This is a genomic window from Erythrobacter sp. SDW2 (genome assembly GCF_021431965.1).
Taxonomy (GTDB): Bacteria; Pseudomonadota; Alphaproteobacteria; order Sphingomonadales; family Sphingomonadaceae; genus Parerythrobacter.
In genome coordinates this window covers 455310-480444 of sequence record NZ_CP090370.1, presented here as the reverse complement: position 1 = coordinate 480444, position 25135 = coordinate 455310, and the positions used below count along the sequence as shown (strand labels likewise).

The following is a 25135-nucleotide window of genomic DNA, read 5'->3' as shown; positions in this document are numbered from 1 at the left end:
ATGTTGATGTCATCCCGCAACCAGCCTGCCCGGCTCGAGTACGGCCCGAACGGCTTCCGCGTCCTGCGCGCCGGTCGCTACGTCCTGTGCGCCGTGACCGAGGCCGAAATCCCGCTCGAAGACCTGCGCTACTGGAGTGTCGAGCGCCAGGAAGCCTACGCCAGCGCCGAAATCGCCACCCGCCGCCTGACCGGGCAGGAGTGATGTGCGCGTATCGGGCGATTGCATTCGCTTGTGCCACTCTGACCGTGGCCGGGGGCGCGGTGGTGGTGTCGGGCGGCGCGGGTCCTGTCACTGCCGCCGAAGCTACACCGAGCGACTTCCTGATCGAAGGCGAGCTCGAACAGGGTGGCTGGATAAGGGGCAAGGCCCCGCCCCGTACCCTGCGCTTGCGGCTTGGCAACACTGCCCTGCCGCTTGATAACGAAGGACGCTTTTTCGCTGCTTTCGATCGCGATGCTGCTCTTTCTGCGGAACTGGTGGCGACCCTGAGCGACGGCGGCGCGAATTCCGCCCCGATCACCGTCGCCCCGCGCGACTGGCAGATCGAACGCGTCAATATTGCCCGTAAGCCCGGAGGCATGAGCGAGGCCTTCTGGAAAATCCGCGAGCCCGAGCTCAAGCGGATCGAGGCGGCACGTTCGGTCGGGGCCGACAGCCGGGGTTGGGCGCAGAAATTCATCTGGCCGGTGAAGGGACGGATTTCCGGCCGTTTCGGCTCACAGCGCATCTATCGCGGCGAACCGGGCGCTTACCACTCGGGCCTCGATATTGCGACCGGTGCGAGCGGCACGCCGTTTGTCGCCCCGGCCGACGGGGTGGTGACGCTGGCGGCGACGACACCCTTCTCGCTCGAGGGCTATCTCCTGATCATCGATCATGGCAACGGCCTCAACAGCGCTTTCCTGCATTGTTCGGATATCCTCGTGCGCGAGGGCGACGTGGTGACGCAGGGGCAAACCATCGGCAAGATCGGTGCCACCGGGCGCGCCACCGGCCCGCACCTGCACTGGAGCATGAAATGGAACGACGCCCGGCTCGATCCGCTGCTCTTTACCGGGCCGATGAACTGATCCACAGCGCCGGGCGATGAAGCTCAGGCTGTTCATGCTGGCGCTGGTATGCCTGGCTTTGGGGCCGGGCACCTTTGTGCGGTGCGCGCCCCGCCCGATCGACTATCGTTCCGGGGTCGAGGCGACCGCCCTCGATTCCGCAGTGAAGCGGGTCGGCCCGCTCGAAGTGGTCGGCATGTGGCAGCTCAAGAGTCGCAACACCCGCTTCGGAGGCTACTCGGGGCTGATAGCGCTGGGCGATGGGACAATGTTCGCTGCTAGCGACCGCGGGGCGGGAATGCGCTTTGCCCTAGGCGCCGGGGGACCGCTGGGTTTCCGCCTTGCCGCCCTTGGCGACCCGGATTTTGCGCGACAGGAATACTCGCTCGATATCGAATCGATCACCCACGATCCCGCAAGCGGGCAGGTCTGGCTCGCCTATGAAGGCCTCAACATGGTCGAGCGGCGTGATGCGGGACTAGCCCATCCGGCAAGGATCAGGCCGAGGGCGATGGCCGATTGGGGCGAGAATAGCGGGCCCGAGGCGATGTTGCGGCTCGCCGACCGGCGCTTCATCATATTGCGCGAGAGCCGCTCCGGCTGGTTTGCGGATGCTTTCCCCGGGCTTTTGTGGGCGCGCGATCCGCTCGATGGAGAAGAACCCGTCGAATTTGCCTTTGCCGTACCCGATCGCTTCCGTCCTACCGACATGGCGCAATTGCCCGACGGGCGCGTGCTGGTGCTTGCGCGGCGGTTGGCGCTTGGCTGGCCGGTGTTCGAGGTGGCGCTGTTTATCGGCGACCCGAAGGGTATCGCCGAAGACAAGCTGTGGCCGCTGCGCGAGCTTGCCAGGTTCGAGCCACCGTTCCCGACCGACAATTTCGAAGGTCTGGCGGTCGATCCGGGCAATGGCTACCCGGTCACCATCAGTATGATTTCGGACGACAATGGCGCGGTGCTCCAGCGCACCCTGCTGGTGCGGCTGCGCTGGGACGGCAAACTGCCGCAATAGACACGGCAAAGGGCGCGCAGGTTGCCCCGCGCGCCCTTTGCGAATTCCGGTCAGTTCCGGCTTAGGCGGCTTCCGCCGTCTTGAGCGCCTTCTTCAGCTCGCGCTTCACCTTGAGCGCATTGGCCGAAAGCTTCTCGTCCTTGGTCTTGAGCAGCCAGTTGTCGAGCCCGCCATTGCGCTCGACCGAACGCAGGCCGTGGGTCGACACGCGGAACTTGAAGCCGCGGTCGAGCTTCTCGCTCAGCAGCGTGACGTTCTGCAGGTTGGGCAGGAACACGCGCTTGGTCTTGTTGTTGGCGTGGCTCACATTGTGGCCCGTCTGGCGGCCCTTGCCGGTCAGTTCGCAGATGCGCGACATGGTTCGTCTCTTCTCAAAAAATATCGGTCAATGCCGGGAAAGGCGCGCGCATAGCGGGGGAGGGGCGAATCGTCAACCGCTCCTTTGGCTGATCGGGGGTGACGGAACATTTGTGCCGACGCTCCGTTATCTCCTCATCGCCGCGGCCGCGACCGCATTCGATAAAGACATCCCCTGGGGAGAAACACGATGAAGAAATTTGCCACCCTCGCCGCTGCTGCCGGTCTCGCCCTTGGCGTCGTTGCGTGCGATGTCGACCAGACTGAAGAAGCCGAAGTGCCCGAGGTCAAGGTCGAAGGGGGCAATATGCCCGAATACGACGTCGAAACCGCCGACGTCGATGTCGGCACCGAGGAAGTCACCGTTGACGTTCCCGATGTCGACGTGAAAATGCCTGACGATGCAGAAGGCGAACCGGTCACCGGGAACGAATAAAGGCCCGATCCGGGCATGACGGGGCCGCGCCCACGCTGGCCGGTCCCGTCGCCCATGTTGCGCGCGCTCGATGCCGCGCGCGAGGCCGCCGCGCAGGGTGAGGTGCCGATCGGTGCCGTCGTCATGCGCGGCGATTCCGTCGTGGCAGTGGCCCACAACTCGCCCCGCACCGACCACGACCCTACCGCTCATGCCGAAATCGCCGCGATTCGCGCGGCGGCGAAGGCGCTCGGCCAGGAACGGCTCGAAGGCTGCGACCTGTGGGTGACGCTGGAGCCCTGCGCCATGTGCGCCGGCGCGATCAGCCATGCGCGCATCGCCCGCCTCTATTACGCCGCCAGCGATCCCAAGGGCGGCGCCGTCGAACACGGCGCGCGGGTGTTCGAGCAGGAACAGTGCCTGCATGCGCCGGAGGTTTATTCCGGCATGGGGGCGGAGGAAGCGGCGGGACTGTTGCGGTCGTTTTTTGCGAGCCGTCGCTAGAGTCCCCGCCAGATCTTCGCCTTCACATTGTCGCCCGCGCCGAGTTGGCTGCGCCTGCACCGGGTCGGCAGCCAGTCCTTGCCGTAGCAGAGCCGCACTTCCTCCAGCCAGCCGCGCGCGTTGAGCCTGATCCCGACCCGCTCCGGTCGCCAGTCGGGGTTAGCGAGCTGGAAGGCGGCGCGGATCTTGCCGGCGGTCAGCCCGTCCTCGCGGCTCAGCCGGTCGTAGTCGGGGTGCGCTATGCTGCCCCAGATCATCCGGGTGACCTTGAAATAGCTTTCCGGGCTGCGCGCCATGCAGGCGCCGTGCTTGCGCCATTGGTGGGCCATCAGCCGGGCGGAGGGCATCATGCACAGGTTCTTCTTCGCCTCGGGCACACTCACACGCCCCGCGCTGGGGCAATATTGCGGCCAGACCGAGCGCCCGTCGGGCCACAGGCCGTGGACCACCATGCCGAAGCGGCCGTTGCGACCCGAGCATTGCTCGCGATGCTGCGGCGATGATTGGCGCGTGCGGCAGAACTCGGGCGACCAGCTCATCGCGAAGGTGTAGCCGGTGACGGGCAGGCGGCGGGTCGGGCCGTCCTGCCTGGCGTCCGGGACCAACAGGCTTTGCGGTACGCGGCACTGGTAGGATTGGGCGCTCGCAGGGCAAACGACGAGCATCGCGACGATGGTGGCGAGAGCAATCCTCACAGTGGCGTGAAATCCAATCCGATGTCCGCGGCTGGAGCGCTTTGCGTCAGGCGGCCGACGGAGACGTAATCCACCCCTGTCGCGGCCTTGGCCTTGATGGTCTGCAAGTTGATTCCGCCGCTGGCCTCGGTCGGGACGCGCCCGGCGACGATGCCGACCGCCTCGCGCAGCATGTCAGGCGCCATATTGTCGAGCAGCAGCCGGGTTGCGCCCGCCGCGAGGGCCGGTTCGATCTGGTCGAGCCGGTCGACCTCGCAGATGATCTCCTTCACCCCGGCGTCTACTGCGCGGCGCACGGCTTCGCCGACCGATCCGGCGACGAGGACGTGGTTGTCCTTGATCATCGCCGCATCCCACAGACCCATGCGGTGGTTGGCCGCGCCGCCCATGCGGGTGGCGTATTTCTCGAGATGGCGCAGCCCGGGAATGGTCTTGCGGGTATCGAGCAGGGTGCAGGCCGCATTGTCCATCGCCGTCACATACTCGCGCACCATGGTGGCAATGCCGCTGAGGTGTTGCACGGTGTTGAGCGCGCTGCGCTCCGCCGTCAGCATGGCGCGGGCATTGCCGGAAAGGCGCATCAGGTCGGTGCCCGCAGGCACCTGTGCGCCTTCCTCGGCGAGGATCTCGATCTCCATCGCCGGGTCGAGCGCCCGGAAGAAGGCCTCGGCCACCGGCAGGCCCGCGACGACGATGGCGTCGCGGCTGTCCATCACCCCCTGGAACCGCGCCTCGGCCGGGATCACGCTTTCCGAAGTGACATCATGGCCGCCGCCGGGCAGGCCCTCGCCAAGGTCCTCCGCCAGCGTGTCGCGGACAAAACGGTCAAGGTCGAAGCCGGGGATACTGAATGCCATGAGACGCTCCTAACCGGGCCGGGGGAGGTCCGGCAAGCGCGACCGCGCGCCCGCAGGTGCCCTAAGCAAAGCGAAGGAACAGCACCGAGGACGCTCACGCGGAGGCGCGAGCGGAAGACATCAGTGAACGAAGCGGGCGACGACATCCCTGTACGACCGCGAAACCTTCACTTCCGCACCCGAGGCCAGCACAAGGAAACATTCGCCATTGGTGTGCGGGCGCACCTGGCGCACCTGGTCGAGGTTGACGATCCAGCTACGGTGGACGCGCTGGAAGATGCGCGGGTCGAGGCGGCGCTCGAGATCCTTCATCGTCTCGCGCAGGATGCGGGAATTCTCGGCCGTATAGATCACCATGTAGTCGCCGGCAGCTTCGATCCGCTCGATGGTATCGACGTCGACCCGGAAGATCTGGCCCTGGTCCTTGACGTTGATAAGCTTCTCGAAGCGTTCGCCGCTCTCCTCGGCGCTCTCGGCCATCTCCTCGGCCACTTCAGGAGCGACTTCGGTGAGGACGTTCATCAGCTTGCCGGCTTCCTCGGCGCTGCGCTTCTCGGCCAGTCGCTGGCGCACACGCTCGATGGTGTCGGCCAGCGCACTCTCGTCGACAGGTTTCATCAGATAGTGCAGCGCATTGGCTTCGAAGGCGCGGATGGCATGTTCCTGGTAGGCGGTGACGAACACGAACAGCGGCGGGTCGATCTCCATCACGCCCTTGACCACGCTGAAGCCGTCGAACCCGGGCATCTGGATATCGAGGAAAACGAGGTCGGGCTTCTCGGTCTTGATCTTGCGGATCGCTTCGCGGCCGTTGGAACAGGTGCCGATGATCTCGACGTCTTCGAACGGGGCCAGCCGCAACTGGAGGCCCTGGATGGCGAGCTTTTCGTCGTCGACGAGGATGGTACGTATGGTCATGGGTCAGCTTCCGGTAGCGCGATGCGCATCTAGCGATTCCACATTGGCATGCAGCACAGGCGCGGCTGCGGGGGGCAGCGCGGTTGCGGCATCGTCCAACGCGGTTTCGTGGGGGATCTCGATCACGACGGTGAAACCGCCATCATCGGGTGTGCGGATTTCGAACAGGTGGTCGTCTCCATAGGCCTGTTGCAGGCGGTCGCGGATATTGGCGAGGCCGACTCCGGTGGAGACAGGCTTGCCCGCCAGTGCAAGGGGCAGGCTGGCCCTCGTCTCGGGCCTTTGCAATCCCGGGCCGGTGTCGGACACGGTGATGCGAAGCCTTGGTCCGACCAGTTGCGCCGAGAGGCTGATGCGCGCGCCCTCCTCCTGCGGCGAGACGGCATATTTGATCGCATTCTCGACCAGCGGCTGGAGCAGCAGTGACGGCAGAACGGATTTGGACGCTTCGGGCGAAATGTCGAATTCGGTCCGCAGCCGCTCCTCGAACCGCATCCGCTCGATGTCGAGATAGAGCTTCAGCGTCTCGACTTCCTGCGCCACGGTCACCTTGCCGCCGGGCTCGCTGATCAACGTATGCCGCAGAAATCCGGACAGGCGGGTCAGCATCGCATTGGCGGGCTCGGTCTGCTTCAGAAGCACCAGCGTGCTGATCGAATTGAGCGTGTTGAACAGAAAATGCGGGTTGAGTTGATAGCGCAGCATGGCCAGCTGGGCGCTGGTTGCCTGCGCCTCCAGCCGCAGCAGGCGGTCGTTCTGCTCTTCGACCTGGAGGAAGAAGTTGATCGCGTAATACAGCCCGGTCCATGCTCCCAGCAGCGAAAAATCGAAGAACAGGTAGAGCAGTACCAGCTGGGTCAGCGTGGCTTCGCGGTCCGAGAAATAGAGTCCCACGACCCATGCCTCGACCACCGCATAAGTGACCACGGCCGCTGCCAGCGCCGCTGCCGTCACGCCCCATGTGACCAGTGGCGACCGGTTGATGACCTTGCGGTAGATCACCGACAGGACCGTGCTGATCGAGAACCCCGTCACCCCCACGATCAGCATCAGGATGATGTAGGAGGCGCTCTGTCCGTTCGAGATCCCCTGGATCGAGCGCAGCACGACCGCGCCGGCCCAGCCCGCGAACTGCAGGTTCCAGAAGGCCCGGTTCTTGTTCTCGAAGAACGGCGTGGGGCGAAAGGGCAGGACAGCCATAATGCGGGTCTTAGCGCCTTTGCTTCCAAACGTCAGATATTTTGCAGTCCGGTCGGTTGTGCCATATTATGGGTGCGCAGAGGAGAGATTGCCATGAACGCACCGCACCACCCCGACCCTGGCCACGAACCCGGCCACGCAGCGGACAGCGCGCATCAGCGGGCAAAGTTCCGCGAGATGAAGGAAGGCACGGCAGAAGACTGGGCCATCATCGGCGGCGAATACTCGGCATTCGCCAAGGGGTTGGCGGATCGCGTGCTCGACCATCTTCGGCTGCTCGACGGTGACTTCGGCGGTTTCCCGGTCGACCGGCTCGAACACTCGCTGCAGACCGCGACCCGCGCCTACCGCGACGGGCGGGATGAACCCTATGTGGTGATGGCGCTGCTGCATGACATTGGCGATACGCTCGGCAGCTACAACCATCCTGAAGTCGCTGCCTCGATCCTCAAGCCATTCGTGTCGGAAGAATTGCACTGGATCTGCCAGAACCACGGTGCGTTCCAGGGCTATTACTACTTCCACCACCTCGGCATGGATCGCAACATTCGCGACCGGTTCGGGGATCACCCGCACTACGCCGCCTGCGCCGAGTTCTGCGAGAAATACGACCAGGCCGCCTTCGATCCGGACTACGAATCGGAGCCGCTCGAGTTCTTCGAACCGATGGTGCGCCGGGTGTTCGAACGGCCTATCAATTCGATGTACACCAAGGCGGTCGAAGAGGCCGCTTAGGGCCTATTGCGACAGTGCGATCTCGCGCTCGAAGTGGGTACGCCAGTCGGCTTGCCCACTCTTGGCAAGCTGCGCTTCGACCAGTGGGATTTCTCTCTCCATCGCCTCGGCGCGTTCGTCCCAGCCGTCGTGAGTGCGTTTGCGAAAGAGCCAGCCTCCGCTGTAGTCCGGTCCCCATGTCTTCATGAAGCGCAGCGCGGCCGCCGGCTCGTAGCCGGCATTGGCGAGCAGCCAGGGGGCGAGCCGGTCAGCCTCGCGTTCGGTCAGGCGAATGTCCTTCTGTTTGCGCCCACGCGCATCGAGCCATGTGCGGTGCTTCAGGACATTGTGCGCCAGTTCGTGCGCCATCACCGCGGCCAGCAGTTCCTCGTCCCACTCGAAGCCGGGGAATTTCTCGCCGATCACGACCCGGGTGCCGTCCGCCACAGCGCGCTTGCCCAGCGGACCGACTTCCCAGCGGGTGGCGCAAGCGGGAACCCCCGCCAGGGTGACCGGCTCCTGCCCTGCAATTTGCAGCGCCAGCGTGCCGCCCTGCGCCAGCGATCGCTCCATCGCCTCGTTGACAGCGACGAGCCGTTCCCAGCTCTTCCTGTCTTCGGTCGGGATAGTGGTTATGGTCAGGCCCGCCACGGCCGCAATGGTCTGGTCGGGCGCAATAAGCGCTTTGGCCGCAGGCGAGCCGGGGACGACGACCTGCACCCCGATATCGCCGCTCAGGCCCAGGGTCTCGCGCAACGAAACGCCGTCGGCATAGGTCGCAACATCGTGCAGCAGCAAGCCCGTTGCCGGGGTCAGCGTGTCGCAATAGGCAGCATTGCCGGTCGCCAGCGCGAAGCCGATCCGCGACACCTTTTCGTCTTTCGCGCGCAGCTCGGCGAAGCCGGCGGGCAGGGGTGACGCCCCGCTTGCTGCCACTGCCACCAGCAGCGAGCAGACACCCAGCCACGCCGGGCGCAAGGTCACTTGCCGCCTGCCCCGCTCCCGCCGCCCGAATCGCCACCGGCAATGGCTTCGGCCAGCGTCTCGGCCGGGACTGCGCCTTCGATGATGCGCCCGCCGGCAATCCAGCTGGGGGTGCCGGTGAAGCCGAGTTCCTGCGCCCACTGCGTGTTGCGGTTGAGCTCGTAGGCGATCTGCGGACTCGCGGCGTCGGCTTTCAGCTTTTCGAGATCGAGACCCACCTCGCGCGCTGCTGCGGCCATGCCAGCCTCGCTGGTATCGCCGCCGGCGAACAGCGCCTGATGGAAGGCTTCGTACTTCCCCTGTCTCGTCGCCGCGAGCGCCAGGGCGGCCACTTTGTCGCTGCCACCGAAGATCGGCCATTCGCGGATTATGACTTTCAGTTCGGGGTCGGCGGCGAGCAGTTTCTGCACTTCTTCGGCGCTCGCGCGGCAATAACCGCAATTGTAATCGGTGAACTTGACCAGTGTGTGCTTGCCATTGGGGTTGCCCAGGATCGCTCCGTCGAACGGCTTGAAGATGTCCATCCCCGCGCTGGCCAGACGTTCCTGCGCCTGGACCTTTTCCAGTTCGGCGACAACCCGGGGCAGCAGCTCGGGATTTGCCAGCAGGTAGCGCTCGACCTGGCGGTCGCCGAGGCCGCTGTAGGTGAAGGCGGCTGCCCCGGCAAAACCGGCGACAAGGCTCAGAACGATGGTCAGGAGTGTGCGCTGCATGGCGAGGCGCTAGCGACGCTCGCGCTCGGCTTCAAGCTCGGCCTGCGCCTGCATGCGGATGTCCTGCGCGCGCAGCCAGTCGGGCGAGCCTTCGGGCAGGCCCGCTTCGGCCACCTGGGCGCTGCCCAGCGCGAGGAACCACTGGCGGTTCATCGCCTGTTGTTCGGCCGTGGCGAGGCGGGCGCGCGGCATATCGCCACGGGCCGCATAGACGACGCCGAGCTGGTACCAGGCAAAGGGCATCCAGCGATCGCGGGCAACCGCGGCGCGCAGGACTTTCTCGGCCTCGGCATAGTGCGTCTGGTCCTCGGTCGCGATCAGGGCGTGGCCGAAGATGGTCGCGATAAGCGGGTGGTTGCCGGTCAGTTCGGTCGCCTCGCGCAAGGCCGGGATCGCCTCGGCGGCGCGGCCCGATTCGAGCAGGATCTGGCCCTTGAGCTCGAGGAAATAGGGGTCGTCCGGCACCGAGGCGAGCAAGCCGGCAACTTCTGCCAACGCCTTCTCGACCTGCGCATCGCGGTGATAGGCATAGGCGCGGGCGTAGCGTGCGGGGATGTCCTGCCTGGTCTTGGGATAGGCACGCAGGACAAAAGCGGGTTCGGCGAGATAGCCATAGAGCTTGGCCTTGACCCGCGCGAAACGGGCCTCGAGCTCCGGATCGTCCGGTGCTTCCCATGCGGGGTCGACGGTATACACTTCGCGCAGGCGGTTGATGCGATCGCTGGACAGCGGGTGCGTGCGGAAGAATTCCGCCTCGGGCGACTGGCTGCGGCCATAGCGGAATTCCTGGTTCAGCAGCTTGCCGAAGAAATCGAGCGAACCGCGCCCGGAAATTCCGGCCTTGGAGAGATATTCCGCTCCTGCCGCATCAGCCGAACTTTCCTGGGCCCGGCTGAAGGCAAGGAACTTGCCCAGCGCCGCCTGTTGTCCGGCCATCATGGCCGCAAGACCCGCATCGGTTGCCCCGGCTGCGACGGCGGCTACGCCGAGCAGCAGCGAGAGGATGGTGATATTGGTCGCCGCGCGATAGCTGTCGGCGCTGCGGATCACATGCCCGCCGGTAATGTGGCCCAGTTCATGCGCGATGACCCCTTGCACTTCATTGGCATTGTCGGCTGCGTCGATCAGTCCGGAGTGAAGGTAGACCACCTGCCCGCCAGCGACGAAGGCGTTGATCGACGGATCGTTGATCAGCACCACGTCGACGTTGCCAGCCTGCAGCCCTGCGGCAGACACCAGCGGCGCGGCCATGTCCTGCAACACCGCTTCCGTCTCCGCATCGCGCAGGATCGACTGCGCCATCACCGGCTGGGCGGTGAAAGCGGCGAGTGAAAGGAGCGCGATTAAGCGGGCAAGGATGCGCATTGCCTGCAGATTAGCGTGCGGCGGCCTGAATGTCCCCTGAAGAATCCGATGGCCGGGCTGTTGCCGTCTCGCGGGCGAGGAAATCGAAGATTGCGCTCTTCACCGTACCGTCGCCTTCAAACGGGCGAGCAAGGGCGAGCAAAATGCCGACGTGCCCCATGTCGGGGACCAGCACCGGGTCGGTGGGTATTCCCAGGTCGCTCAAAGCCTTGGCCAGCACCTTCGAATTGCGGGGGCGAACCGTCTTGTCCGCGTCGCCCGTGATCAGCAACAGCGGCGGTGCGTCCTTGCGGATGAAACCGATCGGCTGGGTCTTTGCCAGATCGGGTGCCTTGCCGAAGGCGTTGATCGTGCCTTCGCTGTCGAGCGGGAGAAAATCATAGGGGCCGGCCAGGCCGATGGCACCGCGAATGCTGGTGGCGGGCACGCCTGCAGCCGCCAGCCATTGCGGGTCGAGTGCCAGCATGACCGCATTATACGCCCCGGCGGAGTGACCCATCAGCACGATCCGGTCGGGATCTCCGCCATAGCGGGCGATATTGTCGCGGACCCAGCGCACAGCAGCAGCGCCGTCTTCCAGCATGGCCGGATACTCGCCGCCGGGAACCAGCCGATATCCCGCGCTGACCCCCACATAGCCGCGGGCGGAGAGATTGCGGGCAACGAAGCCGTACTCCCCGGCCTTGCCATGCGACCAGCTGCCGCCGTGGATGAAGACGACCACGGGCAGCGGTCCGGTGGCGGAGGCCGGCTTGGCGACCAGCAGCACCTGCGCCGGTGCAGTCCCGAAAGCAACCGGTTCGGAAACCTCCGCGACCGAGGCGGTAAACAGCGCATCGACCCGGTCGAGCAATGCCACCGATTGCGTCGCCATGGCCCAGCGCCACAGGCCGAACACGCCCAAGGCCAGAACGGCCAGCGCCAAGAGGATCCAGCCGATCCAGCCCATCTTGCGACCCCTTCTCGCCCCATTGCCAAGCACGCGCACCATCGCGCGCCCCTAGCGGGCAGTGGCGGCTCTGCAAATGCAGTTATTGGTTGGTGCTGCTAGCCCACGAGCTTGCGCGCGGCCTTTTCGACCAGCGCGATATCGTCGCTGCAATCACCCAGCACGGCAATTTCGCCATTGCCGAGGCGACGGATCACGACAATACCGAATTCCGGGCCTACGGGGTCGACTGCGTCGAACCCGTGCAGTTCGAGCTGGCGCAGCTTTTTCGCCAGCGACGAACGAATCTGGCCTTCCGGCTCGATTTCCCTGCCCTCTTCCTCGCGGCGCAGGCGCCGTTCGGCGGCCACGATTCCCTTGAGGCCACCTTCAGCCTTGGCGAGGAAGCTCTTGAGCGCGCCTCGCTCGATACCGTGGCGGTGGGCATGGGTCAGCACGGCGGCATATTCGGTCAGGCGAGTCTTGTCGTAATCGGCTCCGAACACCAGCTTGACCACCGGCGTCATCGGCGCACGGTCCTGCATGGTGAGGCCGTTTTCCTCGATCAGCTCGGCGAAATCCTCGGGCGATTCTGCAGCTGCCAAGCTGACGTCATAGGCGCGGCTGACCGCGTCATAAAGTGCGGCACGGCTGCGATCTTCGCTCGATGTGGCGATCTGCGCCAGCTCGCGCGCTTCGGCGAGGGTATCGTAGAGACCCATCTCGCTGTCGTCCTGCGCAAACGACGGCAATTCGATCTCGCGTGGGGCAGGCTCTGCCGCAGGTTCTGCAACAGGCTCTTCGTCGAATACCGGCTCGCTTCCGGGCAGTGGCGCTTCCTCGAACACTGCGAGAGAATCCTCGCCCGGCTCGTGCGCGGCGATTTCCATGTCGCCACCCAGATCGAGCGGCGAGGTCCAGTCGTCGGTATCTTCTTCCTGGTCTTCCTCCGCCGCATTGCCGAGCAGGCTGGCAAAGCGGTCGTCCTCCTGCCCGAAAGCCGGGGTCGGGAAATCGTCGTGCTCCTCGACACTGCCTGCGTCGCTTCCGTCGTAGGGGCTGAGCGACTGCGTGATCGAGAGGTCGAGGGGTTTCTTGGCCGGCTTGCTGCGGAGGCCGGACAGGCTGCCCAGGCCGCTTTCCTCATCTTCGTCGCCGCCGCTCGGCATCAGCGAAGCGTAGGCGTCGTGGTTGATCGTGTCCTCCTCGTCGGCATCGCCGATGTCCGGGAGGGCAAATTCGGTGAGGTCACCTTCGTCGTCGAACGCCTCATCGTCGTCCCAGCTTTCGCTGGCTTCCTCGACAATCGCGCTCTCGCCGAGCGACAGCACGTCAGCGGCAGGACCATCCGCCCAGTCGGCAACAGGATCCGGAGCACGCCCGCCAACCGGTTCTTCCTCGACTTCCTCTTCCCCGGCGGGGTCGAGAGCCTGGTCGATTTCGAGCAGCAGCTCGTCCGTGGTGAGCTGATCGGCCATTTCCTTCCAGTTGATCACGCCATAGATGAAATCGATGGTGTCATCGTCGCTGGAGAAGGGCAGCAGGATGCCGCGATAGAGGATCGTCGCGTTGCGCTGGTTGACGAATTCGGCCTCGAACCCGATCGGCGCCTGGTTGGCGAGGATCTGCATATAGTGGTCGGTGATCCGGCTCAGCAGCGAACGGCTGGGCACGTCGTCGAGCGTGCGGATGAGCCCCCGGGTGCCGCATTCCTCGGCCAGCTCGTCCCCCAGGTACTGGACCGCCGGATTATCGATCCCGCCAGTAAAGTCGAGCAGCACACTGTAAGGCCCGAAATCGGGCAGCGCATCGGGATCGAGATCCTCGATCGAAGGGAAGTTGCGGTCGGCCAGCAGGCTTGCCCAATGGTTGTAGGCGCGCACCTGCATGCGGCGCTCGTCCTGCCCTACGGGGCTGGGCGGCGCTTCGCGGCCCATATCGTCCCCGTCAATGTCGGAGCCGGTATCGGCGCTGTAGTCCTCGTCGCGGGTGTCGTCGTCAAACGAACCGATATGTCCGCGCAGCGTGTCCATGACGTGCAATGCCCCTCACTTGGCGTTCAGGGGCGTTCTGACGTCGCGTAGTAAACATCCCGTTAAGTGGATGCAGAAACCTTCGCCGTGCCGACGCGGTGACGTCAGAACAGGTAGCGCATCCTGATCCGTTGGTGGACCGGCTCGGCAGCCACGGCGAAGGCGGCGGCGGAGAACTTGGGCGGCCCCATCCGCACTCTGGCGTCACGCGAGAAGCCGAAACCTTCCTTGGGAATCATCAATGCCTTGTCGGCTTTGCCGTTGCCGTTCTCGTCATGCAGCAGGGAGATGGCATAGGTGCCCGGCTTGACGTCATGGAATGTGAAGCTGACCGTGGTGCCGGCCTTGACGGTCATTGCCAGCGCCTTGGGATCCTTGTCGCAATTTGGGAAGGCCTTGGCATTGGCGGTAAGGCAGGCCAGCACCTTGCCCTCGGCCGAGCGCAGGTCGGTGACCGTGACGCTGATATCCTGTCGTGCCCCAGTATTCCCCACCAGCAGCGGCGCCGTAACCGCCAGCATCAGCGCCGAAAAACTTCGGCCAACCCCCTGTCCGTCCTGCATATGCGATCCCAAATCCTGAAATAGAGCCCGTAGTTGCAATTATACCGCTCGTGATGGAGCTGGTGGTGCGAGGCCGTTATCAGCCAGTTCCCTAAGCGCGAATGAACGAGCCAGCGCGGGAAGATCTCCCAGCCCATGTGATTGGTCACCCCCATCACCGTCATGATCATGAGCACGAGGCCGAGCATAGCGACATGGATCGGGAACACAAAGACCAGCGCGGGGATAACCACTGCCCCGGTCAGCGCTTCGATCGGGTGAAAGCTCATCGCCGCCCAGGCGGTGGGCGGGCGGCTGGCGTGGTGGACCGCATGGGCGAGGCGGAACTCGCGCGGGCGGTGCATCCAGCGATGGGTCCAGTAGAACCACGTATCGTGGGCAAAGAGGTAAAGCAGCACCGACAGCGGCAAATACCACAGCGGGTAGTCGTTCCAGTCGGTGTAGATGCGGGTCCAGCCGAGACTGTCCCATCCCCAGGCGACGATTCCGGCCGGCACGCCGTAGATCGCTGCCGAGGCCAGCGACCAGCGGATTTCCCTGGCCATCTGCCGGTCGAGCCCGTCGTAGAAGCCGGGCCGCACGCGCGTGGTCAGCCAGGCGAAGATCCCGCTTGCGGCAAGATAGCGCACGGCGACGATCACTGTCATCGCCAGCGCGGAAAGGAGGATCGCGGTCCACATGAACCCCTCCTATGCCAATCTGCCGGGAAGGCGGGAAGTCCCTATTCGGCGCGCATCCACGCTGCGCAGGCTTCGTCGCCCCAGACGGTCGTCCGCCGCATGGCAGCGCGGGCCAGCCGTTCGACCTCGACCTTGCGCCGTGCGGCGGCGAGCGGGTGGGTCGGGGCCGGGCGGATGATCTCGGCATCGTAGCCGTCGGCCACGATCACTCCGCAGCAGTCCGGCCGATAGGCCTCGGTCTCCAAGGGTGCATGATCGAGATGATTCGCCACGCCCCAGTAGAAGCGGTCGCAATGCTCAAGGTAATCGGGCCATTTGCCGTCGCCGAGCAAGTCGCCGCGCGCGACCTTGATCTCGACGATGACCACCTGGCCCTTGGCATCGATCCCCATCAGATCGGCCCGCCTGCCGCCCCGCAGCGGCATCTCCGGCAGGCACCAGATATCGTTGCGGGCAAACAGTCGCATGATCCCGCGCGCGACGGCAGCGGCGTCGATGATGGTCACTTCTGAACCGGGTGCGGGTGTGGTCGCCATCCGCCCTCATTGGAACAGAGGGCGAACGCCTGTCAAGCGATCAGGCGCTGCGGCGCGGCCCCAGCTCGCCACCTGCAGGCACCAGCGCCAGCACCGAATTGCGGGCGTGATGAAACTCGCGCCACAAGGTCACGGCCGCGGCAGTCGCGTCCTGGCCGCGCGCATTGACGGCGAGCAGTGCGGTCAGGCCCGGACGCATCATCGCAGTAAGATCGCCGATCAGGTCGGAGGCGAGATCGAAGCGCCAGCCTCCGACATCCTTGATCAGGGCCGGGAAGTTGCGCACTTGCGGGCTTGGGCGTTCAGGCGCGAGACCTGCCAGGGCAGCGACAGCGGCTGCGGCATCCTGCAGGGCGGTCCATTGCACGCTGAGCGACTGCGCATTGCTGCGCGGGCCAGCTGCGGCGGGATCGACGACGAAAGTGTTGGGCTGGGCGCTCATGACAAGCCTGCCTTAGCGGCAAACCGCTTGCCAAATCGCTAATGCTGCCAGCTTGCCTCGCCATAACCGAAAGTGGCTGCCAGCGGTGCGGTCATCGTCTGCAGCAGCTTGACGTCTTCCCCGCTCAGTCGCTGGCGCCATTTCATCGTCGCGAGGCGCGGATCGCGACGAATGTAGGAGTCCCGGTCGCTGTCGCCCGCCCGGGTTTGGAAATTCTGGATCAGAAACCGCCTGGTTGCCGCAGTTTCCGTTCCCCCGATGAAGGCGAGCAAGCGCCGTGCAGTGGCGTCACGATGCCCCATGAAATCTTCCTGCCGGACCAGGGTGGTCCGCGGATCGGGCAGGAGGTGATTGGCGGCAAAACCATAGACCACACGCCACAGCAGCGCCGCCTGTTCGAGAGGCGTGCGATCTTCGCGGGCAGAACGGGCAATCTCGTCAGCCTCATCGGGCAGCATCGCCATCAGCGCCGGCTGGCTGGCGAGGTCGCGGAAGCAAAAGCCATCGGTCTTGCGCAGGAGGCTCTCGGCAAAGGCCCCCGGATGCCTGACGCACAGCACCACCTTGCATCCGGCGCGCTGCTGCAATGTCAGAGCGCTGAAGGCAAGGAACGGCCCTTTGAGGATGGCTGGCTTGCGGGCGAGCAGGACAGGAAACTTGCGCTGTGCATAGCGTAACGCCTGCCCCAGCTGCTTCGGCGAGCGCGCCCGGCCGAGGCGCGCGAGGAACTCGGGTATCACCGGCCCGCGCTGCAGTATCCGGGCCAGATTGTCGTGCAGCTCTTCCCAGCGGCTGTCGTCATAATATTCGTACCAGCGCGGCGGACCGAGCGAATCATAACTCGGCGTCGGTTCGGGATTGAGCGGTTCGTGCAGCAGGTGGAATTCCGGCGCAGTGTGCAGCAACGCGCCGACCAGCGTGGTGGTCGAATAATGCGTGCCTGTCACGATCACGGACCGCGCCAGCAGCGGATCAGGTCGGTCTTGTGCCCCCATCTCCCGCATCCAAACCACGCGCTGCCGCATCGTGCAAGCTGGCGCGCCGAAAAGGGCTTTGTTTTATCGTTGGCAAGCCGCAAACCCCTCTGCTAGACGCGCGCTTCGCAATTCGCGCGATGCACCCGTAGCTCAGCTGGATAGAGCGCTGCCCTCCGAAGGCAGAGGTCACAGGTTCGAATCCTGTCGGGTGCGCCAAGGGGGCGGTCCTCGCGAGAGGGCCGCCCCCTTGGCGTTTCATGCCGCTTCCAATGCCGTTAGGAGTCGTACCAATCGCGTCGCGATCGTCGCCGCGCGCCCCTAATTCACCGCCCGCTCCTTACCCTCCCAATAAGGTGCGCGCAGCTCGCGGCGCAGAATCTTGCCCGAGGGGTTCCTTGGTAGCGCGTCGACGAAATCGATCGTCTTGGGGCATTTGAACCCGGCAATCCGTTCGCGGGCATGGGCGATGATGCTGTCGGGGTCGGGCGAGCAGCCGGGTTTGGGCACCACGATGGCCTTGACCGCCTCGCCCCATTTCTCGTCGGGCACGCCGATCACCGCCACGTCCGCCACCTCGTCATGGCCGAACAGCGCGCTTTCGACTTCCGCCGGATAGACGTTCTCGCCGCCCGAGATGATCATGTCCTTGATCCGGTCCTGGATATAGAGATAGCCCTCTTCGTCCATGATCCCGGCGTCGCCGGTCCGCAGCCAGCCGTCGCCAATCAGCGTCTTGGCCGTCTCTTCCGGGCGGTTCCAGTAGCCGATCATGACCGATGGGCTCTTGATCGCCACTTCGCCGATCTGGCCGGGAGGGAGCGGCTGGAGGTTTTCGTCGAGAATCCGCAGCTCGTTGCCCGGCAGCGCCTTGCCCGCGCTGCGCATGACTTTCTCCCGGCCGGGCCGGTGGTCTTCGGGCGGCAGGCTGACGACCGTGCCATAGGTTTCCGTCATGCCGTACATCTGCGCGAAATCGCATTTGAGCCGTTCGACCCCTTCCTTGAGCAGGTCGAGCGGGATCGGGCTGGCACCATAGTTGAGCCCCTTGACCGAGCTGAAGTCGGCATTCTCCGCGTCCGGATGCGACAGCACGATGCGGATCGCGGCGGGGACGAGGAAGATATACTCGACCCGGTAATCGCGGATATCGCGAATGGTCGCGGCCGGATCGAACTCGGCATGGATGATGAGCTGCTGGCCCGCCATCAGCGCGCTGCTGGCGGTGCCAACCCCGGCGATATGGCCATAGGGCATGGCCAGGATGATCGAGCTGCCCGGATCGGCGCTGGCCCAGCTGAGGCCCGAAGCGCGCAGGATCGGGCGCATGGCAGTGGCGTTGTAATGGCTCAGCACCACCCCCTTGGGCAGACCGGTGGTGCCCGAGGTATAGAGCTGGAGCATGGCATCGCCGACCTCGACCGGGGTCGTTACGGGCGCATCGCTCTGCGCGTCGCGCCAGGCGGCGAATTCGCGTTCCATTACGATCTTGCGGCCTTCGAAAGGCACGCTCTCGAAGCCTTCCTCGACGAACAGGATCGGCGATCCGGCATCGCGGGTGATGAAATCGACCTCTGCCGGGGCGAGCCGCCAGATGATGGGCACGAACACGAATCCGCCGCGCACGGTGCCGAGGAACAGCTCGACCGCATGGTCGCTGTTCTTGCCGAGATAGGCGATCCGGTCGCCCTCCTTGAACCCCATCGCCGCAAGCCCGTTGGCGATCTGCGTCGCGTGCCGGTCATACTCGGCATAGCTGGTGACACGGTCGCCGAAGCGCAGCGCGACCTGCTCGCCGCGTTCGTCTGCCTGGGCAGCGAGCGCATGGCCCAGCGTCACGGGGCCGGGAAAATCGGGCATGGTGGTCCTCTCCGTCAGTCCCTTCTGTTCCGAATCGGGCGAAGGGTATTTGCTTTGCAACCGAATGTGTCGTGAAGCGCGCGGGCAGTCAAAGGGCGAGTTAATTGGCGTATTACACCGCTTAGGGACTGGCACCACGGCGCGTTTGGCGGCATGGCGGCCCGGCGATGAACGATCCCGCTCCCGTCAAGCTGTCCGAAATGCCCGGCTTGCCCGTGACAGGCGTGCTCTACAACCCGCGCAGCCACCGCAACCGCGATGCCAATATAGTCGAGCCCGACTATCCCGTCATCCGGGTCGAGCAGCCACGCCGCCGGCGTGAACTGAAGGACGCGATGCAGCGCTTCGTCGACAGCGGCGTCGAACTGCTGGTGATCAACGGCGGTGACGGCACGGTGCGCGATGCGCTGACCGGCGGGGCCATGGTGTTCGGCGACAAATGGCCCGACATCGCCGTGCTCCCCCGCGGCAAGACCAATGCACTGACGGTCGATCTCGGCATGCCCAAGCACTGGAGCCTGGAGCAGGCGATCATCGCCCATCGCGACGGCGGCCGCGTGCAGCGCCAGCCGATGGTGCTGGCCCCGATGGACGGGCAGGAACTGACCCGGCTCGGCTTCATCCTCGGGGCGGGCGTTTTTCTGGCCGCCATCGACAGCGGGCAGGACGCGCACAAGTTCGGCGCCTTCGACGGGTTGGCGGTCGGGGTCACCGCGGTCTGGGGCGTGATGCAGGCTCTCTTCGGCAGCGACACCAATCCATGGCGGCGCGGGGCAAAGGCGCGGATTCTGCTGGGCGAGGAGATGGCAGAACTCGATCACGCACCGTTCGGCGATCCGACCACAAGGGCGATGATCTTCCTGTCCTCGCTCTCGACTTTCCCCGCCGGATTGAAGCCGTTCGGGGACTTCCCGGGCCCCTTGCGCCTCGCCGTGATCGATCATCTGCGCCGCCGCATCGTAGCGCGGATGCCCTGGGTGATGCGCGGGTACCACTCGCCCGAAATGGAGGCCCTGGGCCTGCATCGGCGCAGCACCGACCGGATCGAGCTCGACCTGGGCGACCGCTTTATCCTCGATGGCGAAGTCTTCCAGCCCGGGCGCTATTGCGTGACGCCCGGGCCGATGCTCAATTTCGTTATACCGTGACTGGCGCACTGCACGATCGGATCGCACAGCAGCTTGGCCGCGAAGCCAGGGACGAGGTGCGCCAATTCGCCGCCGCGCTCGCCAGGGACGCAGGCGCGCTCGCGGCGCTGTTCTACGGCTCCAACCTGCGCACCGGCGAGCTTGAAGGCGTGCTCGATTTCTACTTGCTCATGCCTGGCCCGCAGCGCGAGCGGATCTGGCCGCGGGTCAGCTATCACGAGCGGGAGCTCGGCGGCAAAACTTTGCGCGCCAAGGTCGCGATCATGAGTCTCGAGCAATTCGCCAGAGCCTGTCGCGGCGAGAGCCGCGACACGACGATCTGGGCCCGCTTCGTCCAGCCCAGCGCGCTGGTGTGGCAGGCGGACGAGAGCCAGAGCGATGCGGTGACGCGGGCGATTGCGGCAGCGGCGCAGACCGCAGCGCGGCTGGCAGTCGCGCTCGGACCGCCGGCCGCAAGTGCCGACGAGTACTGGCGCTGCCTGTTTCGTGCCACCTACCAGGCCGAGTTCCGGGTCGAGAAGGCGGGGCGGGAGGACTCGATCCTCAGTGCCAATGCCGTGCATTTCGAAGGCTTGCTGCCACTGGCGCTGCAGGCGGCGGGCATCGGTTTTACCGAACGTGCCGGCGTCTATGTGCCGACCATGACGCCGACCGAGCGCAAGGCCGTCCAACGCTGGTGGGCCAAGCGGCGACGTCTGGGCAAACCACTCAACCTGCTGCGGTTGGCCAAAGCGACGACCACGTTCGAAGGGGCGGCGCGCTATGCGGCATGGAAGGTCGAACGCCACACGGGCGTCGCTATCGAGGTGACACCCTTCCGCGAGAAGCACCCGCTGCTGGCCGCACCGGGTGCCTTCGTCGAAGTACTGCGCGCGCGCAATGCGACGCGCAGCTGAGGCTTACATGTAGCGCATGTTGACGGTGATCGAACCGACGCCCCCGTCGACCGAAAAGGCAGTCTTCTTGTAACTCGGCTTGCCGAGGTTGAAGATGTTGATCGATGGGTTGTTCGACATCGCCCCGCCATCGGTGCTGATGTCGGTCTTGCCATTGCCGTTGACGTCGTGACGCACGGCGATGGCATAGCTGCCCGCAGCCGGGAACGGCATGCAGAAGGTCATCGTCCCGGCCTTGGCCGGGGCTTCGATGCGGTTGATCCATTTGCCCGACTGCAACCAGTCAGCCGAAGTCGCACGGTAGGACTGGACCCGGATCTTGCCTGCAGAGGACTTGATTCCCGCCACCGTCACCTTGACCGCCGGGCCATTGCCGGAGTTGCACTTGGCCATGTTGTTGCTGATCGGCTGGCGGTATTGCGCCATGGCCGGGACTGCGATCCCGCCTGCTGCCAGAGCCAGTGCTGCGCCGGTTGCGGCGAGCTTGCCAAAAGTCGTCATAGGTCATTCTCCGGCCTCGAGTGTGGCCGGTCCCTTGTTCGTGTTCCGCGGAATTGCCCCGCCATATCGGCCCCGCACCTAGGAGCGGGCGGGTGAATTGCCGCTGAATTCGCTGTGCTAGCAATTGAAAGCATTGGCTCAGGCCTTGCGCCGGCCGGGCACGACTCGTCCCGCTTCCAGCGTCACGACGCGGCCGGCGATATCGGTCAGCGCACCGCGATGGCCGATTATGACGATGGTCCGCTGGCCGGCCAGCCCGGCAATGGCTTGCGCCACGGCCTCGTCGGCAGCGCTGTCGAGCGCGCTGGTCGCCTCGTCTAGGATCAGCAGCGCCGGATCACGCAGCAGGGCGCGGGCCAACACGATGCGCTGGCGTTCTCCGCCTGAAAGCTGCCGCCCGCGCTCGCCAAGCGGGCAGTCGAGCCCGCCGGGAAGCTGGTGGACGAAGCCGGCAGCTGCCATCTCGAGCACTTCTGCCAGCTGCGCGTCGCTCGCTTGCGGGTCGGCCCAGCGCAGATTGTCGCGCACGCTGCCGTGGAACAGCACCGGGCTCTGGTCGACATAGGCGACCTGCCGCCGCCAGCCATGGCGCCGCGCCGGATCGAGTGGAACGCCGTCGATCAGCACCTGCCCGCTGTCGGGCGCGACAAGGCCGCCAAGGATATCGGCCAGCGTACTCTTGCCGGCGCCCGAGGGGCCAACCAGCGCGACCGTTTCGCCCGCGTCGATTTCCAGCGAGACATTGGCGAGTGTTGCAATGCCTTCGCGGTGGGCGAGCGAAATGCCTTCCAGGGCAATGGTGCGGGTCAGGCGCGGCACGTCTGCAACCTGTCCGGGAGGTTGCTCGGCGGCAGCCTCGGTTTCGCGGATCAATCTTTCGGCAGCCACCACCGCCGGCGCGGCGTGGGCCCAGACCTGCCAGCAATCGAGCAGGGCGCCGAGCTGCGGCAAGGCGCGGGCGAACAGCGCCACCAGCGGCAGGATGACGATCGCGGGCACCTGCCAGCGCTCGAGCGCCAGCCACACGCACAGCGCTACGACCAGCGCGCCTCCGACCTGCAACAGCGAGCGGGCCAGCAGCGTATCGGCGGTGAAGCGGACCCGGACCTCGCGCAGCGAGCGGAATCCTTCGAGCACGCGGGCCTGCGCCGCTTGCTCGGTGCCGAAGCTCTTGATTGCCCTTAGCGCATCGAGGTTTTCCTCGAGCAGTCCGTGCAGCCCGCGATATTGCACGCTGAGCGCTTCGCCGAGGCTGCGGGCGCGCCGACGCAGTCCACCGTAGAGCGCGAACACCGCCACTCCCGCAACCGCTCCCACCAGCGCCACCAGCGGCGAAATCGCCAGCGCGGCAAGGCCGATGGCGACGAGCCCGACGGCAATCCGCACCAGCGCGCCGAGCTGGTCGATGGCGATGGCTGTCCGGTCAATCTCGGAAATCAGCATCGCTCGGTTCTCGCTCTGCCGCATGCGCGAAAGCGTGCGCCAATCGGCGGCCAACAAGGCGGCGAAGGCACGGGCACGCAGGCCATCGACGATCCCGATCGAAAGCCGCATCGAGGCCATGGTGCGGACGTAGTCGGCGAGGGCCCGCAAGGCCACCAGCGCAGCGAACCCCGCCAGCAGCATCGCCAGCGAGGGCTGCCACCCGCTTGCTGCCAGCCATTGCGAGACGGGCGAGAGAACGCCGCCCCCTGCCCCATCGCCCATCACCAGTGCCAGCAGCGGCACCAGCAGGACGAAGCCGATGCCTTCGGTCAGCGCGCCGAGCACCGCCAGCGCGACCACCAGCGTCAGCTGGCGCTGGTTGGCGATGGCAAGCAGGAGGGAAAGGCTGTCGCGCGGCATCTGCGTCGGGTGGCTAGCAGGGAAGAGGCGGTCTGTCCCGCTTCACAAATCGTTGCGGCCTTCGACCAGGCCGACAAATTGTGCCGCCAGCAGGGCTTGTGCGAGCCCTTGCCGATAGGGAAGGTTGTCGTACTCGTCCGGACTGTCGGCTTCAGGGAACTCCTCCAGCATCCGGCGCATCTTGGCGGTATCGAGCAAGCGCGATAGCCGCGGATGGGACGCGACGGTTTCGACCGTGGCAAGCAATTCGTCTCGGCGGGGGGCCATGCGGACATGCCAGTCCGATCCGTGGCGCCCGACGCGCGCTTCCAGCCGCTGCGCCTCGGGCATGCGACCTCTGGCCAGCTCGCGGGCAAGGAAGCGATGGACGCCGTCGCGCACGAACATTTCGCTCGGCAGCGCCATGCAGTATTCGACCAGCGGGCGGTAAGCTGTCACGTCGCGGTAGCGCAGGCCGTAGCGCAGTTCGAGCGCGAGGGTGATCTCGGCCATGCTGTGATCGTTGTCGGCCAGGTCGCGCCTTGCGGCTTCGGCGCGGCTGGCGGGATAGGCAAAGCCTTCCCACGCCGGGGCGGAGCCACGCTCGGCGGCGCGCGCGCGATAGGCATCCTGTGCCTCCGCCGTCAGCATCGAGTTCCATGCCAGCGCATCGGCACGGGCCGGGCGAACCAGTTGCTTGAGGCGACGACGCAGGCTGCGCGGCAGGTTGGGTACCACCGCCAGCGCCACGACCTTGCGCCACATCGGGCGATGGTCGCCCATCGCACTGCGCCCGGCGAGGTTGCGCCACATTCGCCGCCAACGCAGCGTCCGGAAATCCTCGGCATAGGACCATCGCCCATCGGCGCTGAAGCCCTGGTTGCCCCACGCGGCGCTCAGCAGCCAGTCGCAGCCGAGCGAGCGGGCTTTCTCCCAGCTGCCATGGTGTGCCCCGAAATGCGCCAGCGCCGGGTTGAACGTACCCGCCAGCGCGGCGATCTCGCGAAAGCGATGGTCATGCCCGCCATGCGCAGGGTCGGCACGGTGCACGGCCAGGCGCGGATGCATGGAAGCGAAGCGTTCGACGACCGGCCATTCGTCGGCAAAGGCCTCCGGTACCCCGGTGTCGCTTGCAGCGGGCAAGGGGGCGAAGGTAATCCCGTCGAGGTAAGCATCCTGCGGCAGCCGGGCCAGCAATGCGTCGGCGACGACGGGCGAGTCGAGCCCACCCGACAGCGCGAGGGCGGGGCGGTTCGATTGTGCAAGCACCGCGCTGCACGCCTCGCCCAGCAATCGAGCAACCTCGGCGACATGCTCCGCGTCACTCCGATGCGGGGCAGCCGGGGTCAATCGGCGGTTGTACCATGGGTCGATCCGGGCACCGCTTTCCTCCAGTGTCACAACTGTCCCCGGCGGGACGCGGAAAATGCCACTGTACGCGGAGCCTGGCGGCGGCCGGGTGACATCGAGTGCCAGCAGGTCGGCCAGTTCGTTCCAGTCGATCTCGCGGGCCATCCCGAGGGCTTCGAATGCGCCCGGCAGGCTCGCGACAGCCCAGCCGGCCTTGTCCATCGGCGCATAGAGCAGTGGAGGCGCGTCGATCGGCGATCGCGCCAGCCGCAAGCGGCCTTCGGGCAGGAGCGTCACGGCAGCATAATTGCCGATGATCCGCTCTTCGCCGCCCTCGCCCCATCGCTCCAGGGCCGCGTCATAGATCTCGGCGGGGTTTTCGCCGGCCAGTCCCAGTTCGCGTTCGAGCGAGGCGGCGTTGTCGATCCAGCCATCGAGGACGGTCCGGGCGGAGAAGCTGCATCGCTCGGAACTGCCCAACAAGGCAGGCGCGCAGAATGCATCGGCGGGTGTCTGCCCGTGTCGGCTGAGCCAGCTTCGCAGCGCCGCGAGCGGCTTACCCTGATTTTTATCGGAAACGCCAGCGAAGCCTGCGAGCATCGCTCAACTCGGTT

At 65.7% G+C, this 25135-nt stretch carries 26 protein-coding genes, 1 tRNA gene and 1 pseudogene; 9 read left to right on the top strand and 19 right to left on the bottom strand.

Annotated elements, in window-relative coordinates:
* From LY632_RS02320 to LY632_RS02310, 3 genes are read left to right on the top strand one after another with little or no spacing between them, the layout of a single operon-like run.
* Positions 1-204, top strand: a complete 204-nt coding sequence (locus tag LY632_RS02320; protein WP_234092201.1) for a DUF2093 domain-containing protein — start codon at positions 1-3, stop codon at positions 202-204.
* A 38-nt stretch (positions 205-242) separates the two neighbouring features.
* The gene (locus tag LY632_RS02315) at positions 243-1073 is read left to right on the top strand and encodes a M23 family metallopeptidase (protein WP_370636583.1); all 831 of its coding nucleotides are present in this window, start codon (positions 243-245) and stop codon (positions 1071-1073) included.
* 16 nt (positions 1074-1089) lie between these two features.
* The gene (locus tag LY632_RS02310) at positions 1090-2064 is read left to right on the top strand and encodes an esterase-like activity of phytase family protein (protein ID WP_234092199.1); all 975 of its coding nucleotides are present in this window, start codon (positions 1090-1092) and stop codon (positions 2062-2064) included.
* Between the two features lie 61 nt (positions 2065-2125).
* On the opposite strand, the gene rpmB is transcribed toward LY632_RS02310, so the two are convergent.
* Positions 2126-2422 carry a 50S ribosomal protein L28 gene (gene rpmB, locus LY632_RS02305; RefSeq protein ID WP_234092198.1) on the bottom strand — a complete coding sequence of 99 codons (297 nt, stop codon included), beginning with the start codon at positions 2420-2422 and terminating at the stop codon, positions 2126-2128.
* Between the two features lie 189 nt (positions 2423-2611).
* On the opposite strand from rpmB, the gene LY632_RS02300 reads away from it, so the two are divergent.
* Entirely contained in the window at positions 2612-2857 is a 246-nt protein-coding gene (locus LY632_RS02300; protein ID WP_234092197.1) for a hypothetical protein, read from the top strand.
* Positions 2858-2911: 54 nt separating this feature from the next.
* Positions 2912-3340: a nucleoside deaminase gene (locus tag LY632_RS02295; protein WP_234092196.1), complete on the top strand. Its 429-nt coding sequence runs from the start codon at positions 2912-2914 to the stop codon at positions 3338-3340.
* Here the strand turns inward: LY632_RS02295 and LY632_RS02290 are convergent.
* The 4 genes from LY632_RS02290 to LY632_RS02275 form a co-directional block, all read right to left on the bottom strand.
* The gene (locus tag LY632_RS02290; protein ID WP_234092195.1) at positions 3337-4035 is read right to left on the bottom strand and encodes a ribonuclease T; all 699 of its coding nucleotides are present in this window, start codon (positions 4033-4035) and stop codon (positions 3337-3339) included. The two genes, LY632_RS02295 and LY632_RS02290, sit on opposite strands and share 4 nt — an antisense overlap.
* The gene (nadC, locus tag LY632_RS02285) at positions 4032-4892 is read right to left on the bottom strand and encodes a carboxylating nicotinate-nucleotide diphosphorylase (RefSeq protein WP_234092194.1); all 861 of its coding nucleotides are present in this window, start codon (positions 4890-4892) and stop codon (positions 4032-4034) included. The genes LY632_RS02290 and nadC overlap by 4 nt, the downstream gene beginning before the upstream one ends.
* Before the next feature lie 120 nt (positions 4893-5012).
* Positions 5013-5810, bottom strand: coding sequence for a LytTR family DNA-binding domain-containing protein (locus LY632_RS02280; protein ID WP_234092193.1), 798 nt, complete (start codon positions 5808-5810; stop codon positions 5013-5015).
* Positions 5811-5813: 3 nt separating this feature from the next.
* Positions 5814-7010, bottom strand: coding sequence for a sensor histidine kinase (locus LY632_RS02275; RefSeq protein WP_234092192.1), 1197 nt, complete (start codon positions 7008-7010; stop codon positions 5814-5816).
* A gap of 177 nt (positions 7011-7187) precedes the next feature.
* On the opposite strand from LY632_RS02275, the gene LY632_RS02270 reads away from it, so the two are divergent.
* On the top strand, positions 7188-7745 hold the full coding sequence (locus LY632_RS02270) for an HD domain-containing protein (RefSeq protein ID WP_234093295.1): 558 nt from the start codon (positions 7188-7190) through the stop codon (positions 7743-7745).
* 3 nt (positions 7746-7748) lie between these two features.
* Here LY632_RS02270 and LY632_RS02265 read toward each other — a convergent pair whose 3' ends face one another.
* The 10 genes and pseudogenes from LY632_RS02265 to LY632_RS02220 all read right to left on the bottom strand — a co-directional run bounded on the left by LY632_RS02265 (position 7749) and on the right by LY632_RS02220 (position 16963).
* Positions 7749-8708 (bottom strand): hypothetical protein, encoded by a 960-nt coding sequence (locus tag LY632_RS02265; protein ID WP_234092191.1) that lies wholly within the window; start codon positions 8706-8708, stop codon positions 7749-7751.
* Positions 8705-9421, bottom strand: coding sequence for a DsbA family protein (locus LY632_RS02260; RefSeq protein WP_234092190.1), 717 nt, complete (start codon positions 9419-9421; stop codon positions 8705-8707). Before LY632_RS02260 ends, LY632_RS02265 begins: the two co-directional genes overlap by 4 nt.
* A 9-nt stretch (positions 9422-9430) precedes the next feature.
* Entirely contained in the window at positions 9431-10786 is a 1356-nt protein-coding gene (locus LY632_RS02255) for a M48 family metalloprotease (protein WP_234092189.1), read from the bottom strand.
* A 10-nt stretch (positions 10787-10796) separates the two neighbouring features.
* A complete protein-coding gene (locus LY632_RS02250; protein WP_234092188.1) occupies positions 10797-11777 on the bottom strand; it encodes an alpha/beta hydrolase in 981 nt (326 codons plus the stop codon).
* 1193 nt (positions 11778-12970) lie between these two features.
* Positions 12971-13747, bottom strand: a pseudogene (locus LY632_RS02245) (hypothetical protein); the annotation flags it as partial.
* A gap of 104 nt (positions 13748-13851) precedes the next feature.
* The gene (locus LY632_RS02240; protein ID WP_234092187.1) at positions 13852-14268 is read right to left on the bottom strand and encodes a DUF2141 domain-containing protein; all 417 of its coding nucleotides are present in this window, start codon (positions 14266-14268) and stop codon (positions 13852-13854) included.
* Complete coding sequence (locus LY632_RS02235; RefSeq protein WP_234092186.1) at positions 14268-14990, bottom strand: sterol desaturase family protein; 723 nt, start codon at positions 14988-14990, stop codon at positions 14268-14270. Before LY632_RS02235 ends, LY632_RS02240 begins: the two co-directional genes overlap by 1 nt.
* Before the next feature lie 41 nt (positions 14991-15031).
* The gene (locus tag LY632_RS02230; protein WP_234092185.1) at positions 15032-15526 is read right to left on the bottom strand and encodes an MmcB family DNA repair protein; all 495 of its coding nucleotides are present in this window, start codon (positions 15524-15526) and stop codon (positions 15032-15034) included.
* Positions 15527-15566: 40 nt separating this feature from the next.
* Entirely contained in the window at positions 15567-15968 is a 402-nt protein-coding gene (locus tag LY632_RS02225; protein ID WP_234092184.1) for a hypothetical protein, read from the bottom strand.
* Between the two features lie 38 nt (positions 15969-16006).
* Complete coding sequence (locus tag LY632_RS02220) at positions 16007-16963, bottom strand: hypothetical protein (RefSeq protein ID WP_234092183.1); 957 nt, start codon at positions 16961-16963, stop codon at positions 16007-16009.
* 121 nt (positions 16964-17084) lie between these two features.
* Between LY632_RS02220 and LY632_RS02215 the strand changes: the two genes are divergently transcribed.
* A tRNA-Arg gene (locus LY632_RS02215) sits at positions 17085-17161 on the top strand.
* A 102-nt stretch (positions 17162-17263) separates the two neighbouring features.
* Here LY632_RS02215 and LY632_RS02210 read toward each other — a convergent pair.
* Entirely contained in the window at positions 17264-18802 is a 1539-nt protein-coding gene (locus LY632_RS02210) for a fatty acid--CoA ligase (protein WP_234092182.1), read from the bottom strand.
* Positions 18803-18969: 167 nt separating this feature from the next.
* Between LY632_RS02210 and LY632_RS02205 the strand changes: the two genes are divergently transcribed.
* The gene (locus tag LY632_RS02205; RefSeq protein ID WP_234092181.1) at positions 18970-19950 is read left to right on the top strand and encodes a diacylglycerol kinase family protein; all 981 of its coding nucleotides are present in this window, start codon (positions 18970-18972) and stop codon (positions 19948-19950) included.
* Positions 19947-20846 carry a hypothetical protein gene (locus tag LY632_RS02200; RefSeq protein WP_234092180.1) on the top strand — a complete coding sequence of 300 codons (900 nt, stop codon included), beginning with the start codon at positions 19947-19949 and terminating at the stop codon, positions 20844-20846. Before LY632_RS02205 ends, LY632_RS02200 begins: the two co-directional genes overlap by 4 nt.
* A 3-nt stretch (positions 20847-20849) precedes the next feature.
* On the opposite strand, the gene LY632_RS02195 is transcribed toward LY632_RS02200, so the two are convergent.
* From LY632_RS02195 to LY632_RS02185, 3 genes are all read right to left on the bottom strand, one after another.
* Positions 20850-21347, bottom strand: coding sequence for a DUF2141 domain-containing protein (locus LY632_RS02195; RefSeq protein WP_234092179.1), 498 nt, complete (start codon positions 21345-21347; stop codon positions 20850-20852).
* 138 nt (positions 21348-21485) lie between these two features.
* Positions 21486-23192 carry an ABC transporter ATP-binding protein gene (locus LY632_RS02190; RefSeq protein ID WP_234092178.1) on the bottom strand — a complete coding sequence of 569 codons (1707 nt, stop codon included), beginning with the start codon at positions 23190-23192 and terminating at the stop codon, positions 21486-21488.
* A gap of 42 nt (positions 23193-23234) precedes the next feature.
* Positions 23235-25004, bottom strand: a complete 1770-nt coding sequence (locus tag LY632_RS02185) for an asparagine synthase-related protein (RefSeq protein ID WP_234092177.1) — start codon at positions 25002-25004, stop codon at positions 23235-23237.
* Positions 25005-25135: the final 131 nt, after the last annotated feature.

Bases quoted from the DNA above. Each gene is read 5' to 3' on its own strand.
- LY632_RS02320 (WP_234092201.1), top strand. From the start codon at position 1: ATGTTGATGTCATCCCGCAACCAGCCTGCCCGGCTCGAGTACGGCCCG.
- LY632_RS02310 (WP_234092199.1), top strand. From the start codon at position 1,090: ATGAAGCTCAGGCTGTTCATGCTGGCGCTGGTATGCCTGGCTTTGGGG.
- rpmB (WP_234092198.1), bottom strand. From the start codon at position 2,422: ATGTCGCGCATCTGCGAACTGACCGGCAAGGGCCGCCAGACGGGCCAC.
- LY632_RS02300 (WP_234092197.1), top strand. From the start codon at position 2,612: ATGAAGAAATTTGCCACCCTCGCCGCTGCTGCCGGTCTCGCCCTTGGC.
- LY632_RS02295 (WP_234092196.1), top strand. From the start codon at position 2,912: ATGTTGCGCGCGCTCGATGCCGCGCGCGAGGCCGCCGCGCAGGGTGAG.
- nadC (WP_234092194.1), bottom strand. From the start codon at position 4,892: ATGGCATTCAGTATCCCCGGCTTCGACCTTGACCGTTTTGTCCGCGAC.
- LY632_RS02280 (WP_234092193.1), bottom strand. From the start codon at position 5,810: ATGACCATACGTACCATCCTCGTCGACGACGAAAAGCTCGCCATCCAG.
- LY632_RS02275 (WP_234092192.1), bottom strand. From the start codon at position 7,010: ATGGCTGTCCTGCCCTTTCGCCCCACGCCGTTCTTCGAGAACAAGAAC.
- LY632_RS02270 (WP_234093295.1), top strand. From the start codon at position 7,188: ATGAAGGAAGGCACGGCAGAAGACTGGGCCATCATCGGCGGCGAATAC.
- LY632_RS02260 (WP_234092190.1), bottom strand. From the start codon at position 9,421: ATGCAGCGCACACTCCTGACCATCGTTCTGAGCCTTGTCGCCGGTTTT.
- LY632_RS02255 (WP_234092189.1), bottom strand. From the start codon at position 10,786: ATGCGCATCCTTGCCCGCTTAATCGCGCTCCTTTCACTCGCCGCTTTC.
- LY632_RS02250 (WP_234092188.1), bottom strand. From the start codon at position 11,777: ATGGTGCGCGTGCTTGGCAATGGGGCGAGAAGGGGTCGCAAGATGGGC.
- LY632_RS02240 (WP_234092187.1), bottom strand. From the start codon at position 14,268: ATGCTGGCGGTTACGGCGCCGCTGCTGGTGGGGAATACTGGGGCACGA.
- LY632_RS02235 (WP_234092186.1), bottom strand. From the start codon at position 14,990: ATGTGGACCGCGATCCTCCTTTCCGCGCTGGCGATGACAGTGATCGTC.
- LY632_RS02230 (WP_234092185.1), bottom strand. From the start codon at position 15,526: ATGGCGACCACACCCGCACCCGGTTCAGAAGTGACCATCATCGACGCC.
- LY632_RS02225 (WP_234092184.1), bottom strand. From the start codon at position 15,968: ATGAGCGCCCAGCCCAACACTTTCGTCGTCGATCCCGCCGCAGCTGGC.
- LY632_RS02220 (WP_234092183.1), bottom strand. From the start codon at position 16,963: ATGGGGGCACAAGACCGACCTGATCCGCTGCTGGCGCGGTCCGTGATC.
- LY632_RS02210 (WP_234092182.1), bottom strand. From the start codon at position 18,802: ATGCCCGATTTTCCCGGCCCCGTGACGCTGGGCCATGCGCTCGCTGCC.
- LY632_RS02205 (WP_234092181.1), top strand. From the start codon at position 18,970: ATGAACGATCCCGCTCCCGTCAAGCTGTCCGAAATGCCCGGCTTGCCC.
- LY632_RS02195 (WP_234092179.1), bottom strand. From the start codon at position 21,347: ATGACGACTTTTGGCAAGCTCGCCGCAACCGGCGCAGCACTGGCTCTG.
- LY632_RS02190 (WP_234092178.1), bottom strand. From the start codon at position 23,192: ATGCCGCGCGACAGCCTTTCCCTCCTGCTTGCCATCGCCAACCAGCGC.